This window comes from Enterocloster clostridioformis (genome assembly GCF_020297485.1).
Taxonomy (GTDB): domain Bacteria; phylum Bacillota; class Clostridia; order Lachnospirales; family Lachnospiraceae; genus Enterocloster; species Enterocloster clostridioformis.
The window spans coordinates 2,483,806-2,497,694 of sequence record NZ_JAIWZC010000001.1 but is presented as its reverse complement, the minus strand read 5'-3'; the positions used below and the strand labels follow the sequence as shown (position 1 = coordinate 2,497,694).

15 protein-coding genes are annotated in these 13,889 nt (G+C 52.0%); 7 read left to right on the top strand and 8 right to left on the bottom strand.

Translation table 11 applies throughout. The annotated features are described in order from the left end of the window. Positions 1–41: 41 nt before the first annotated feature. From LA360_RS12545 to LA360_RS12520, 6 genes are all read right to left on the bottom strand, one after another. Positions 42–839, bottom strand: coding sequence for a response regulator transcription factor (locus LA360_RS12545; RefSeq protein ID WP_057571732.1), 798 nt, complete (start codon positions 837–839; stop codon positions 42–44). Continuing rightward, on the bottom strand, positions 832–2,559 hold the full coding sequence (locus LA360_RS12540; RefSeq protein WP_057571733.1) for a sensor histidine kinase: 1,728 nt from the start codon (positions 2,557–2,559) through the stop codon (positions 832–834). Before LA360_RS12540 ends, LA360_RS12545 begins: the two co-directional genes overlap by 8 nt. A gap of 75 nt (positions 2,560–2,634) precedes the next feature. After that, a complete protein-coding gene (locus tag LA360_RS12535) occupies positions 2,635–4,299 on the bottom strand; it encodes an ABC transporter permease (protein WP_002586987.1) in 1,665 nt (554 codons plus the stop codon). Further along, positions 4,296–5,396 (bottom strand): ABC transporter ATP-binding protein, encoded by a 1,101-nt coding sequence (locus LA360_RS12530; protein WP_022200874.1) that lies wholly within the window; start codon positions 5,394–5,396, stop codon positions 4,296–4,298. Before LA360_RS12530 ends, LA360_RS12535 begins: the two co-directional genes overlap by 4 nt. Before the next feature lie 181 nt (positions 5,397–5,577). Continuing rightward, entirely contained in the window at positions 5,578–6,708 is a 1,131-nt protein-coding gene (locus LA360_RS12525) for an extracellular solute-binding protein (RefSeq protein WP_112482032.1), read from the bottom strand. 175 nt (positions 6,709–6,883) lie between these two features. Beyond that, entirely contained in the window at positions 6,884–7,294 is a 411-nt protein-coding gene (locus LA360_RS12520; protein ID WP_022200876.1) for a helix-turn-helix domain-containing protein, read from the bottom strand. Between the two features lie 197 nt (positions 7,295–7,491). On the opposite strand from LA360_RS12520, the gene rbr reads away from it, so the two are divergent. The 6 genes from rbr to LA360_RS12490 all read left to right on the top strand — a co-directional run bounded on the left by rbr (position 7,492) and on the right by LA360_RS12490 (position 12,240). Further along, a complete protein-coding gene (rbr, locus tag LA360_RS12515) occupies positions 7,492–8,106 on the top strand; it encodes a rubrerythrin (protein WP_002586991.1) in 615 nt (204 codons plus the stop codon). 162 nt (positions 8,107–8,268) lie between these two features. Then, positions 8,269–8,955, top strand: coding sequence for an HAD family hydrolase (locus LA360_RS12510; protein WP_022200877.1), 687 nt, complete (start codon positions 8,269–8,271; stop codon positions 8,953–8,955). A 44-nt stretch (positions 8,956–8,999) separates the two neighbouring features. Then, the gene (locus LA360_RS12505; protein ID WP_022200878.1) at positions 9,000–9,872 is read left to right on the top strand and encodes a metallophosphoesterase; all 873 of its coding nucleotides are present in this window, start codon (positions 9,000–9,002) and stop codon (positions 9,870–9,872) included. A 43-nt stretch (positions 9,873–9,915) separates the two neighbouring features. Continuing rightward, a complete protein-coding gene (locus LA360_RS12500) occupies positions 9,916–10,716 on the top strand; it encodes a segregation and condensation protein A (RefSeq protein ID WP_089776543.1) in 801 nt (266 codons plus the stop codon). A 13-nt stretch (positions 10,717–10,729) separates the two neighbouring features. Continuing rightward, entirely contained in the window at positions 10,730–11,518 is a 789-nt protein-coding gene (scpB, locus tag LA360_RS12495; protein ID WP_089776560.1) for an SMC-Scp complex subunit ScpB, read from the top strand. Positions 11,519–11,613: 95 nt separating this feature from the next. Beyond that, positions 11,614–12,240 carry a manganese efflux pump gene (locus LA360_RS12490; protein WP_022200881.1) on the top strand — a complete coding sequence of 209 codons (627 nt, stop codon included), beginning with the start codon at positions 11,614–11,616 and terminating at the stop codon, positions 12,238–12,240. A gap of 237 nt (positions 12,241–12,477) precedes the next feature. On the opposite strand, the gene LA360_RS12485 is transcribed toward LA360_RS12490, so the two are convergent. Continuing rightward, a complete protein-coding gene (locus tag LA360_RS12485) occupies positions 12,478–12,807 on the bottom strand; it encodes a helix-turn-helix domain-containing protein (RefSeq protein WP_002586997.1) in 330 nt (109 codons plus the stop codon). Between the two features lie 134 nt (positions 12,808–12,941). Then, the gene (locus LA360_RS12480; RefSeq protein ID WP_057571735.1) at positions 12,942–13,205 is read right to left on the bottom strand and encodes a helix-turn-helix transcriptional regulator; all 264 of its coding nucleotides are present in this window, start codon (positions 13,203–13,205) and stop codon (positions 12,942–12,944) included. A gap of 167 nt (positions 13,206–13,372) precedes the next feature. Here LA360_RS12480 and LA360_RS12475 point away from each other — a divergent pair, with 167 nt between their 5' ends. Beyond that, entirely contained in the window at positions 13,373–13,888 is a 516-nt protein-coding gene (locus LA360_RS12475; protein WP_002586999.1) for a dUTP diphosphatase, read from the top strand. Position 13,889: the final 1 nt, after the last annotated feature.

Genomic DNA, 13,889 nt, shown 5'->3' with positions numbered 1-13,889 from the left:
CAGCGGTATTCTGGAAGAGGAATACCGGCCCATTCGCCTGATTACCAGCCTCCGGCGCCGCCGCCCTCCATGAACTTGACCGGAGAGCATCCCACATATTTTTTAAACACTTTGATGAAATATTTATAATCCGAGAAGCCCACAAGGTCTGCAATTTCGTAGACCTTGTATTTATTTTCCTTCAGCAGGTCCACGGCCTTCTGCATCCGGTAGCGGTTCAGATAGTCGTTGAAGGTATAGCCGGTGAAGCTTTTAAACTTGGAGTTCAGATAGGTGCAGGACATGCCGCACTGTTCGCTGATATCCGTAAGAGACAGGTGGGAGCTGTAGTGGTTTCGGATGCAGTCCATCATGTGATCCACATGGCGGTTTCCTTCGGGGCTGTCCCCTGTTTCCGGCTCGTCCAGTATGCCTAACTTCCGTTTTTCCATGTCCAGCTGCTTCATCTCATGCCTGAGCCTGGCCGCTGCCAGCTGCTTGGCTTTAATCTTTCCGAGAGCGTCATAGAGCTCGTTAAAATTCACAGGCTTAAGTAGGTATTCCGTGACTCCCAGGCGGATAGCCTTCCTGGCGTACTCAAAATCGCTGTAGCCGGACACGATGATGGCGTCATAGCCGTATTCTTCTATGCTGTCCTCCAGCATGGAAAGGCCGTCCTTTACAGGCATGTTGATGTCCACCACCACGATATCCGGGCTGGTATCCCGGATTTTTTCCAGTCCCTCCAGTCCGTCCGCTGCCTCCCCTACCACCACGCAGTCCGCGTCCTGCCAGTTTACCATGAACAGCAGGCCTTTGCGTATGATGTCCTCGTCCTCCACAATCAGGACTTTATACATATGTATCCTCCTCCATATCCGCGGGAAGTGTGACGCTCACCCGCGTTCCGTTTCCGGGGGAGCTCTCAATGGTCAGGCCGTAGGAAGGGCCGTAGAGGAGCCGCACCACCCGGTGGGAATTATATAATCCGATATGTTCCCTGTAAATATCCTCCTGCTCCAGGGCTTCCCGCAGCTCCGTCAGTTTTTCCCGGCTGATGCCGCTGCCGTTGTCCTCCACGCACAGCACCAGGGTACTGTCCTCCATACGGGCCGTGATGGTAACGGATACACTGTGCTTATCCTTCATTCCGTGGACCAGGGAATTCTCCACCACCGGCTGAAGGAGCAGCTTTGGAATCCTTAAATCCATCAGCTCCTCAGGGATGTCGATATGGTAATTCAGCCTGCGGTTATAGCGCATCTTCTGGAGCAGGAGATAGTCGTTGATGTATTCGACGTCGGTCTGCAGGGGCACGATGGTGCTCCCGTAATATATGCTGTAGCGCATCAGGTTGGCAAAGGCCATGACCATTTCCGAGGCCTTCTGAGAGTCAATGGCAATCTCATAGCGGAGTGTTTCCAATACATTGAAAATAAAATGAGGGTTAAACTGTTCCTCCAGCTGTTTGATTTCCATGATGCGCTTGCGCTCCGCCAGCTCGTTGTTGTGAAGCATCAGCTCCTCGCGCTGAATCACCATGTTGCGGAACGCGTCGTTGAGCATCTGGAATTCGTCGAAAACCTGGCTCTTTAAGCGGTAGTCCATATTTCCCCGCCCCATTTCCTCCACCGAGGACTGGAGTTCGTCAATGGCCTGCAGGTTCTTTTTTGTGATGCGCAGGGTCAGGGGCGGAATCATGATGACCATTAGAATTCCGGCCAGCCCCAGAAACAGAATGCCGTAGGTCACAAGGCTGCGCTGGAATTCCATGGATACCAGTGTGTATAGAATCAGGGAGCTCTCAGGAAGGGCTTCCTTGTGTATATGGTAATGCTTGTTGTTGACCTTCACAATATTACCCTTCTGCCAGTCCATCCTGTATTTGCCGGCAGGATATTTCTCCATGGGATCTGCGTTCTGCCTTCCCACTGCAAAAATCAGGTTGTCGTACCGGTCTGTGATGACCACGTCGTCCAGGGGGTATTCCCGCACCGCCTCATAAATCTGTTCGTCCATCAGATCGAAAAACAGGTATCCGCAGATACCGTCCGCGTCCGCGAGGGAGTGGGCCAAAAGCAGATCCCCGGCCTGTCCGTGGGCAAAATTCAGGCGGCTGGGCATGGTGTGGGTCAGGGCAGGCGCTTCCTGCATTTTTTCCACCAGGCTCTTATAGACAGCGCTGTTCAGGAAGATAGCGCGGTTGCCCTCGAAAAGGCTGGAGCTCACTATGCGTCCCTCTGTATCCGTAAGGGCAAAGGTACTCCGTATGGGCTGGGACGTGGTAAAGCCGTAGAGCAGCCGGTTGACCTGGGTGGCTGCATCTGTATTTTCCTGCTTCAGGGCATCCCAAAAGCGGTAATCCGTGGAAAAGTGTTCCAAACCTTCCTTATATGATGTCACCTGGCTGTCCAGGATGGATGCCAGGAGGGCGTTGTTCTTACGGTTACTTCCCACGCTGATCCACTGGACATTGATGAACAGAAACAGCCCCATCAGCACAAAGAGCAGTGAGATGATGGAGATTGCGTATTTAAAGAAAGAACGCTTGATATAATCCCTGTACTGGTTGCCTGCCATGGCGGGTACCTCCCGGAAGTAGTGAAGTACAGTGCCCTTTGGACACTGTACCTCCTATTATATCATAGATAGAGACTAAATGCTGATGTCGTTGCTGCCGGTAACTTTAAAGAACACCAGAAGGGACAGGATACTGGTCAGGGTCAGGATGGTGGAGTAGGCTGCGGCATTGCCGAAGTTGCTCCGGATGACCTCCGCGTAGATGGCCACTGTCAGGGTTTGGGTTCTGCTGGTATACAGGATAATGGAGGAACTGAGCTCGCTGATCAGGGTAATCCAGCTCATGATGGCCCCGGAGAGCACGCCGGACATCATCATGGGCACCGTCACCTTCACAAAGGATTTGGTCTCGGTGCATCCCAGGCTTATGGCTGCCTCCTCCACGCTGGGACTGATCTGGCCGATGATTGCGGTGCTGGAACGTATGGTGTAGGGCATCCGCCGTATGGACAGGGATATGATGATGATAATGGCAGTGCCGCTGAGCAGCAGGGGCTTGCTGTTAAACGCATACAGGAAGGAGATACCCAGGACAGAGCCGGGGATGATGTAGGGGAACATGGTCACCGTGTCCAGGATGCCCGTGAGGAAGGATCTCTTCCTGACGGTCAGATAGGATATGAGGATACCAAACACCACCACGATGGCGATGGCGCATATTCCGAACAGGTACGTGTTGAAGATAGCTGTGTTATTGTTCTTGGAGAACAGGGTGTTTCTGTAGTTTTCCAGGGAAAAGCCCCCGGTGTATACCGTTCCGCCGCCTGTTGCCAGGAAGGATGTGACAATGACCGTAATCTGTGGCAGGATGGCGATGAGCACCACCGCATACACGAACAGGTGGGACAGGATGTTGCGGGTGCCGGTGCATTTTTCCGCCGCCATGGGCTTTAAGGCAGTCATGGAATAGGTGAAGCGGCTGCCCAGATAGCGCTGGAGGAAGAACAGGACCAGAGTAATGCCGATGACAATGACGCAGAGTGCGGCGGCAAAATGGTCGTCCGTGCTGACCTCCCCCATGAACTGACTGTAAATCAGCACCGGAAAGGTCTTATAGCCCTCTCCGATGAGCATGGGAGTACCAAAGTCAGAGAACACGCGCATGAACACCAGCAGGGAGCTGGCCAGCATAGTGGGCATCACCAGCGGGACGATGATCCGCGTCACCCTCTGGAATGCGGTACAGCCAAGGCTTTCGGCTGCCTCGTTCAGGGAATTGTCCAGGTTCTTCAGGGCGCCGGATATGTACATGTACACCAGAGGGAAGGACTGGAGGGAGAATACCAGCACGATGCCCGCAAAACCATAGATGCCGCCCAGCTTTATGTGAAAGAGGCTGTTGAGTATTTTGGTGAAGAATCCGTTCCGCCCTAACAGCTGAATCCAGGCATAGGCCCCGATGAAAGGCGGAGACAGGTAGGAAATGACAATCAGGATGTTCAGGTATTTGCTTCCCTTAATCTGCACGCTCCTCAGCACATAGGCCATGGCCAGTCCCAGAACGGCGGCCACCAGGGTGGAGACAATGGTGACCTTGAAGCTGTTCACCAGGGTGCTCCAGTAGTATTTTCTTGCGAAGAATTTGGTGAAATAGGCAAAGCTTAAGTTTCCGTCCTCAGAAAGGACGCTTTTATAGAGCACCAGCACCAGGGGATAGACCACGAAGAGAAGGAACAGGGCCAGGATTCCCAGTGCCATTGCAACCCATATATTTAATTTTTTCTCTCCCGCATATCTCATGAATGGTCCCTCCTGACAATAAGGCTATGACTTCCGTCCTCAGTGAACACGTTGATTTTATGGGGCTGTACGCCCAGACGAATGGGGGTGTGGTCCGGGATGATATCCCAGATATCGGAGTTTTGTATAACCTCCATCTCCCTGCCGTCTGCGGTCTCCACAAAGTAGTGGGTGGTGATGCCGAGGAATACGCTGCTTCGCACAACGGCAGGTATGCCGTCGCTGCCCTCCCGGTTGATGATGAATTCCTCCGGCCGGATGGACACCTTCACGGCCTGGCCGTCGTCCGCGCTGCGGGAAAGGTTCTCCATGGGCACGCTGTAATCCCCGATGTGAAGAAATGTCTGTCCGTCCTTTGCCTCAATGCGCCCGTCCATGATGTTGGACAGTCCGATGAAGGTGGACACGAAGATGTTGGAGGGCCGCTGGTATACGTTTTTGGGGGTGTCAATCTGCTGTATGACGCCGCCGTTCATGACCGCGATGCGGTCCGACACAGCCAGGGCCTCCTCCTGGTCATGGGTCACATATATGGTGGTGATGCCCACCTGCTGCTGGATGCGCTTGATGGCGTTCCTCATCTCAACCCTCAGCTTTGCGTCCAGGTTGGACAGGGGTTCGTCCATGAGCAGCACCTCCGGGTGGATGACAATGGCTCTGGCCAGGGCCACACGCTGCTGCTGGCCGCCGGACAGCTTGGAGGGCATTCGCTTTTTCAGGTGGTCAATCTTTACCACCTTCAGGATTTCGTCCACCTGGGACTCGATCTGGTCCTGGGGAACCTTGCGGTTCTTAAGGCCGAAGGCTACATTGTCCCGGACTGACATGTGGGGGAAAATGGCGTAGTTCTGGAACACCATGCCCATGTTTCTCTTGTTGGTGGGGATGTTGTTGATGACCTTGCCGTCAATCTTGATTTCACCGCCCTCAATGGAATTGAATCCGATAATCATGCGCAGCAGGGTGGTTTTGCCGCATCCGGAAGGCCCTAAGAGGGTGAAGAATTCACCGGGCCTTATGTCTAAGGACAGGCCGTTTATAATGGTATCCTTTCCGAACCGTTTGATTACATTTTCAATGCTGATAGCTACACTCATGGTTTGTAACCCTCCTTGTTTTTTTGTTTTTGCGAAGAAAAAAGGACTGCCGTATCTGACCGTTTCAGACCGCCAAGAGGTGATGCGCGGTGATGGAATCATGTGGTCAGCGTAATGGGCAGTCCTTTGGAGGCATGGTCATGCCGGTGCCGTGTGTTCTGTCAGATGGGCGGGCAAAGAGTTAGTCCATGGATGTCTCCATATGCTCGCTGAAGAGGTTGGTAATTTCCGTCTTGTGCTCAGCCACCCAGCCCTCGTCGTAGCTATCAAACAGTTTGATTTCAGACTGAGGCGTCATGTAGTCAGCCAGCTTGGCATCCTTTCTGAGGGGCCTTACAGTCAGGTTGGAGCCCACTGCGTTCTGAATCTTCTCGGAGAGCATATAGTCCACAAATTTCTTTGCATTTTCAGGATGCTTGCAGTCCTTTAAAATTTGTACGGACTCGCCGGGGAATATGGCGCCCTCTTTGGGGAATACCACCTCAACCGCGGCGCCTTCCTTCACATAGTTGGCAGCCGGATCTTCCCAGGTCAGGCCCACCACATACTCGCCCTCCGCAACGCCCTTATATACCTGGCTGGAGCTGTTGGCCATCTTGCCGTCCAGGTTTGCGATGAACTGGTCCACATAATCCCATGCCTGGTCAGATAACGGGTCTCCGTCCTTGCCCATGCCATAGAGCATGGCTAACAGGGACTGGAAGGCGGAACTGGAGTTTACAGGGTCGCCGAATGCAATCTTGCCCTTTAACTCAGGGTTCAGCAAATCCTCAAAGCCGTCAATTTTCATGTCACCCTTTAAGTCCTTATTGACAATCATGACCGTTGGGTCTGCAAATGCAGGGGTGAAATAGCCGGTGGTATTGCGGAACGCATCCAGCATGTTTTCATCCTCAGGGGAAAAATACTCCATAAACAGTTCTTTGGAGGAGGAGAGCATGGTCTGGTCAGCTACCCAGAAGATATCGCCCAGGGGGTTATCCTTTTCAGACTGGGCTCTCTTTAACAGCTCGCCGGTGCCTGCCACCACCACCTCTACCTTGATTCCCGTATCCTTCTCAAATTCAGGAATCACGGCGTTGTTCAGGGCCTCGCTTCTGGCTGTATAGACCACCAGCACAGGCTCCTCTTCACCGGAAGCAGTATCCTTGGCAGCCTCTGTCTTATCAGCGCCGGCTGCTGCCTCTGTCTTGGCTGCCTCTGTGCCGGAAGGCTGCTGCGGGGCGCTGGTCTTTGTTCCGCCTGCGCTGCAGCCGGTGGCTGCCAGGGCTGCTGCCATGATGACTGCGGTTGCCTTTTGAAATTTTCTCATATGAACATTCCTCCCTTAAACATATTTTTTTGCTGCGCCACGTTTTTCATAACTTAATTTTAGCATTTGGGTGGGGAAAGTAAATCCGACAATCTCACAAAAAGGTGGAAAATAAATAACAGACGGAGTGAAATGATTGAAAATTTCCGCTCCATCTGTTGATATAGCTGAATGTTTACTTGTTTTTCTTGCCTTCCTTCCCCTTCTTGCCCTCTTTCCCGTCTTTTGCAGCCTTTTTATCGCTCTTTTTTGATTTTGAGGATTTTTTTGGTTCGGATTTCTTGGGTTTATCGCCTTTGGGAGAGTCTGATTTCCTGGATTTGGAGGAAGCTTCCTTTTCTGCGGAGGCAACTTCGGAGACTGGCTGTTCCTCCGGGGCGGGCTGCCCCTCCGGGATGTACTCTATGATATCGCTGATATCACAGCCCAGCAGTGTGCAGAGGGTATCCAGGGTGTGGGTGGATACATGCATGTTTTTTTTCAGCCGTCCTATCTGGCCCGCACTGAAATTGTAGTGTTTGATCAGTCTGTACTGTGTCATGCCCTGGGCCTGCATGGTTGCCCACAGCCGGTCATAGCGTATCATGGCTTATCCTCCTTTTGGCTTTTAGAGTCCGTAAAACCGGGCTTTTTGATGGATATTATCAGTAAATGGATTATACCATGAAGCAGGCATAAATACAAGGACTATTGGCAGAAATGGGAATAAAAGAGAGGAAAATGGGAATAGTAGGAATGACCATATGTCACACTGTTTTCATATATAATTTAGGAGGAGAATCCATGACTGATTTTAAAACCAGCGAGACAGCTAAAAACCTTATGAGAGCCTTTGCCGGAGAGAGCCAGGCCAGAAACCGCTATACCTTTGCGGCGGGGCTGGCAAAGGAGCAGAAGATGCCCATGGTGGAGGCGGTATTTTCCTACACCGCGGACCAGGAAAAGGAGCATGCGGAAATATTTTATGATTATCTGAAGCCGCTGGATAAGGAAACCATATTCATAGACGGAGGTTATCCGGTGGATTTGGAAAAGAACACCCTGGCCCAGCTGAATGCGGCGGCCCACAACGAATACGAGGAGCATGACGTGGTGTACAAATCCTTTGGGGACATTGCGCAGAAGGAAGGATTTTCCCAGATTGCAGCCACCTTCCGTATGATTGCGGAGATTGAGAAGACCCACGGAGAGCGTTTCCGGTATCTGGCAGACCTGCTGGGAGCCGGGAACCTGTATGTCAGCCAGCAGAAGGAGACCTGGATCTGCACCAACTGCGGATATATATATGAAGGAGAAGAACCCCCTCAGTACTGTCCGGTCTGCCGCCACGACCAGGGCTATTTTGCCCGCAGGGAGCTGGCGCCATGGTATTTGAAGGAGAATAATCGGTCAAAGTAGGGGGACAGGCAAAATAAGATTTTACAAAGAGGGTGAGTGGGTGGTATAATGTCCACGCAGGCAAAGCCCGGGGCCCTGATGGAACACAGCCAAATCAGGGCCGGCCGCGCCTTGGCAAATGAGACGGAAGACTGATTATCACCTATTAAGGAGAACAGATAAATGCCAAAACCAATTCAAGCAGTCATTTTCGACCAGGACGGACTTATGTTTGACACGGAAAGTCTGGCCGCCACCTCCTGGTTTGAGGTAGGACCTAAATACGGAATCCATGTGGACGGCAATTTCCTTCGGGGAATCCGGGGATGCAAACCAGACAAGGTAAAACAGGTCTGCACGCAGCAGTTCGGTGAGGACGCCATGAAGGACTATGACCGTTTCCGGGAAGAAAAGCGCCAATACTCCTACCGCTGGATTGCACAGCACGGTGTCCCGGTAAAAAAGGGCCTTAAGGAACTGCTTATATACCTGAAGGGCCACAACATTAAGACGGCCGTGGCCACGGCCAGCAGTGAAAGCTGGACCCAGGGCAATGTCAGGGGAGCCGGGGTGGAAAACTATTTCGACGATTACATATACGGGGACATGGTAAAGGAAGCAAAGCCAAACCCGGCCATCTTCCTGCTGGCAGCCCGGCGGCTGGGGGTGGAGCCGGAGGCATGCGTTGTCCTGGAAGACAGCTTTAACGGAATCAAAGCGGCCGCGGCAGGCGGTTTTAATCCTGTGATGATTCCTGACCAGGACCAGCCGGATGAAGAAATCCGCAAGCTGCTCACTGCCTGCTGTGACAGTCTTACAGATGTCATCGGCCTCTTTGAGACCGGAAGGCTTTCATTGCAACAGCCGTAGCAGCCCTATGAAAGAAGCTGTCATCTGATAAAGGAATGAACGATATGTGGAAAGAAGCTGTTTCCCTGGCCGCGGCGGCAGGCGCTGCCTGTGTGCTGCGGTCTGAGTACGAAAAAAAACATTTTTCAGTGGAAGTGACAGAAATCATTTCCCCTAAACTGGAAAAGGACAGGAACCTGGTATTCCTGTCCGACCTTCACAACAACGAGTTCGGCCGGGACAACGGGGAATTGGTGGCGGCGATTCACCGTCTGCATCCGGACGCGGTATTATCCGGCGGAGACATGATGGTCTGCAAGGGAAAGCGGGACATAAAGGTCCCGCTAAAGCTGTTCCGTCAGCTGGCGGCCAGCTATCCGGTTTACTGCGGCAACGGAAACCATGAGAACCGCATGGTGTGGGAGCGCAGCTTATACGGGGACCTTTACGAGGAGTACAGGGATGCCATGACTGCCATGGGCGTTCATTATCTGGAGGACAGTTTCGCCTTCCTGGGAAGGGACCTGAGGATTGCCGGTCTGGATCTGTCGCCCTGTTTCTACCGGAAGGCCCTGTACCAGAAGGCGCCTCTCATGCCTGAGGGCTATATGGAACGGAAACTGGGCAAAGGACCTTCTGTCTGCAAAGAGGAGCCCTTTACCATACTTCTGGCCCATTCCCCCCTGTATTTTGATTCCTATGTCCGCTGGGGAGCGGATTTGACCCTGGCCGGGCATTTTCACGGAGGCACTATCCGCATACCGGGGCTGGGGGGAGTCATGACGCCCCAGTACCAGTTCTTTTTACCCTGGTGCGCCGGGGATTTTGAACGGAACGGGAAGCGGATGATTGTCAGCCGGGGACTGGGAACCCACTCCATCAACATCCGCCTGAACAACAGGCCCCAGCTGGTGTTAATCCGTTTGAGAAGGGCGTGACAGGCATAATACCATAAAATGAATACCACTGACAGGTGAAAGAATGGAAACCATATCCTATAAGCTGGAGCATTTTGAAGGTCCTCTGGACCTGCTGCTCCATCTCATTGAGAAAAATAAGATAAACATATACGATATTCCTATTGTGGAAATCACGGCCCAGTATCTGGATTATGTGCGCCATATGGAGCGAGAGGACTTAAACATTGTCAGCGAGTTCCTGGTGATGGCGGCCACTCTGCTTGACATCAAGGCCAAGATGCTCCTTCCCAAGGAAGTGGATGAGGAAGGAGAGGAAATAGATCCCAGGGCAGAGCTGGTTATGCGCCTGCTGGAATATAAGAAATACAGGCTGATGGCAGATGAACTGGCTGACCGGGAGGATGGGGCCCTGAAGCATCTCTACAAGCCATCCACCCTGCCGCCTGAGGTGGCGAAATACGAGCCTCCGGTGGACCTGGACAAGCTTTTGGACGGGCTTACGCTGGCTAAGCTTCAGAGAATCTTTGAGCAGGTAATGAAGCGCAAGGAGGATAAGATAGACCCTATCCGAAGCAATTTCGGAACCATACACAGGGAACCCGTAAGCCTGGAACAGAAGATAGGCAACGTACTGAGCTACGCCAGGAGGAAGCGCAGATTCAGCTTCAGGGAACTCATGGAGGGCCAGCCGGACAAGCTGGAGGTGGTGGTCACCTTCCTGGCAGTGCTGGAGCTGATGAAGATAGGAAAGATTCATCTGAGCCAGGAGGAGACCTTTGGGGATATGGACATAGAGACGCTGGAGCAGGAAGGCGAGGAAGAGGAGCTGGATTTGGCCCAGCTGGGTGATTTTGAAGGATGATGGATGGAAGCGTATGAGAGGTCAAGACAGAATAGAGGCACTGGAGGCCGGGGCCGGTGTGGTTGAAACCCGAACCGGAAAGCTGGCCGGAAGTGAGAAAAGAGAAGCAAAGGAGAAGGAAGGGAAGATGGAGCTTGCCTTTCCCCCCACAGAGGATGAAAAAGAGCAGGAGGCAGTCATAGAGGCTGTGCTCTTTACCATGGGAAGGTCGGTGGAGCTTCGTCAGCTGGCCGCAGCCATCGGCCAGCCGGAGGAAGTGGCCAGGAAGGCGGTGGAACGCCTGATAAAACGGTACCGGTCAGCCAGAAGCGGCATGGAGATAACCCAGCTGGAGGACAGCTACCAGATGTGTACCAAGGCAGCCTACTATGAAAACCTGATACGGGTGGCGTCCGCCCCTAAGAAGCAGGTGTTGACGGAAGTGGTGCTGGAGACCCTGTCCATCATTGCTTATAAGCAGCCTGTAACCAAGATGGAGATTGAGAAGATACGCGGCGTCAAGTCTGACCATGCGGTAAACCGTTTGGTGGAATATAATCTGGTCTACGAGGCGGGCCGTCTGGACGCGCCGGGCCGGCCGGCCCTTTTTGCCACCACAGAGGAATTTCTGCGCAGGTTCGGCGTGGGATCGGTCCAGGATTTGCCGGACCTGGGTCCTGAGCAGGAAGCGGAAATCAAGGCAGAGGTGGAAGAGGAGTTGCAGCTTAAGCTGGAGGAGCTGACGGCTGAGGCTGCAAAAGGATTGGAGGGAGCGTCAGGGGAAGCGTCAGAGGAGGCTGCCGTGACAGCAGAGGAAGTCTGAAGTCTGAATGTATGATACCCCGTGTTTGTACACGGAGGAGATTCCCAAAGCAGTACATGAGGAATATACTAAAATAAAAAGAAAAAGTTGATATCATGCTTGGAAGTCTGATTTTAGTATTTGCTCTCTGTACAGATACCTGTGTGGCCAGCCTCGCATATGGAGCCAACCGGGTCCATGTGGGCTGGGGAAAGGTAGTTTTGTTAAATGGTATATGCAGCGGATGCCTGGGCCTGGCTCTGGGGCTGGGCAGCGTTATAAGTTCTGTCCTTCCGGGGGATGTGACCAGGATCATCTGCTTTGTAAGCCTGTTTCTGCTGGGATTCATCAAGTTCCTGGATTACAGCATCAAGGCCTATATCAACCGCCATTGCTGTATCCGCCGTAATCTCAGCTTTTCCCTGTCAGGACTGAAGGTTATAGTAAATATTTACGGAGACCCCATGGCAGCGGACGTGGACGGCTCCCAGTCCCTTGGGTGGAAGGAGACCGTATTCCTGGCTCTGGCCATGTCCATTGACAGTCTGGTGGCCGGAACCATGGCGGCTCTGTTGGATATTCCCGTGGCCGCAACCCTGGCTCTGTCCTTTGCCGTGGGAGTTTGTATGATGTACGGCGGCCTGTGGCTGGGGCGCAAGGTGGCTTCACGTTTCCGGTGCGACCTGTCATGGATTAGCGGCGTTCTGCTGATGGCCCTGGCTCTGATGAAGGTCCTTCCTTGACGCGGCGGGATGGCTGAGGATGTTTTTGGACCGTGCCCCATGATGTGTTTTATCCTGATTATTTGCCGATTTATGGATATATTACCATGATTTTACCAGTGAGAAAGACAGGTAAGGAAAACAGAAAAACGAAGCTAAAGTGCAAAAAAACATATAAAACACGAAAAAAGCAGCCCAGCCGGCATGGGGGAATTCCCATACGCCGGTCCGGGGCTGCTTTTGACTGCCGTTTTACCGCTATATATCCTTTGCCTTGGCCGACAGTCCTTCCATGTAGGCTTCTGCCTTTGATTTATCCAAAGGGTCCAATTTATCATACAGGTCCATAATCCGCCTCTGCTGTTCGTTCAGGGTAACCTGTACGCCATCGGTGCTGTAGAACTGGGCCATGGTTATCCCCATGACTTCGCAGATACGCCGTATGGTCGGTATACTGGGAACCGTGGTACGTCTGAACAGGTTGCCTATATTGTTAGGGGAAGTATCCATCTCCAGTGCCAGGCGGTAATGACTCCACCCACGCTCTCTGCAAAGTTCTTCTATGCGCTCCAGTTCATAACTCATCATGTTTTCACCACCATTGTCTATTATCTACAAAATCTTTTGTATTATTGTATCCCAGAGGTAAAAAAAACATTAGGCTGAAATGTAGTAGTGGGGGAATTCACTATATAATGCATAAATACACGTACAGTGCATTGCTATACCAGACGGCCGTCATCTCCGTATCCCAGCAGGTCGTTGGGGGTGATATGGAAATAGTCGCAAAGTATCTTGAGCTCAATGTCCGTCACAAGGCGTTTGCCTTTCTCAATTCTGAGGATGGTCAGTTCGCTGAAATAATAGCCCTGCACCTGGAGCTGGGCAGCCATTTCCTTCTGGGATAGTTTTTTGCTCTTGCGCAGCTTAAAAATCTGATTGCCAATCAGATTTCTCTGTGGCTGGGAATTGTAGGAAATTTTCATAGATGTCCCTCTGTTCGGTGTAATACTTCTAAAAGTGAAGTTCCTATATGATTGTAATGAAAATGAATATATCAAAGTTTCTAATAAAGAAGGAATAAAAAATAAAGTAGAAAATTCCATGGGATTATGATAGACTTGTAAAAGTATGAAAGAGACAGGAGAAAATTATGCAGAGAATCGCGAAATTTCATAAAGTTAGTTTTGAACAGTTTAAGGCAGATTGGGCCGATACCTTCCCGGATACGCCGGAGGAAGAGATAATACATATTTATGAAGGAATCCGGCTTCCGGCCAGGGCCACGTCCGGCTCCGCCGGATATGATTTCTTTACCCCGGTCCCCCTTACCCTGGCTCCTGGTGAGAACATGAAGGTCCCCACCGGCATCAGGGCAGAGATTGACGCGGGCTGGGTGCTTCAGATTTTTCCCCGCAGCAGCCTGGGATTTAAATTCAGGCTCCAGCTGAACAACACGGTGGGAATCATTGACAGCGACTATTTTTATTCAGATAATGAAGGTCATATGTTCATTAAGGTAACCAATGATTCCAGGGAGGGAAAGACCGTGGAATTGGGACAGGGCGTGGGATTCGCCCAGGGAATTTTCATTCCCTACGGCATCACCGTGGACGATGAATGCAGTGATGTGCGCAACGGCGGTTTTGGAAGTACGGATGCAAGGTAGG